1 protein-coding gene is annotated in these 371 nt (G+C 68.6%); it reads left to right on the forward strand.

Going from position 1 to position 371, the window contains the following annotated elements:
• On the forward strand, positions 1 to 371 hold a 371-nt coding region (locus AB4Z00_RS26595; protein ID WP_442047906.1), incomplete at both ends, for an MBG domain-containing protein.

The raw sequence follows: 371 nt of genomic DNA on the forward strand, positions 1-371 counted from the left end.
CTCACCTTCACCGGCGCCGACCTCACCGTCAACCCGCGCGGCCTCACCGTCACTGCCGATGCGCTCTCGCGCCTCTATGGCAATGCCAATCCGGCGCTGACCTAYTCCGTGGGCGGCGAYGGCCTCGTCAACGGCGACACYYTGAGCGGYGCGCTGGCCACCGCGGCAAGTGCCACCAGCAATATCGGCGCCTATGGCATCACCCAGGGCTCCCTCGCGGCTGGCGGCAATTATGCCCTCACCTTCACCGGCGCCGACCTCACCGTCAACCCGCGCGGCCTCACCGTCACTGCCGATGCGCTCTCGCGCCTCTATGGCAATGCCAATCCGGCGCTGACCTATTCCGTGGGCGGCGACGGCCTCGTCAACGG

Origin of the sequence: Novosphingobium sp. YAF33 (genome assembly GCF_052113265.1) — a bacterium.
Classification (GTDB): Bacteria; Pseudomonadota; Alphaproteobacteria; order Sphingomonadales; family Sphingomonadaceae; genus Novosphingobium.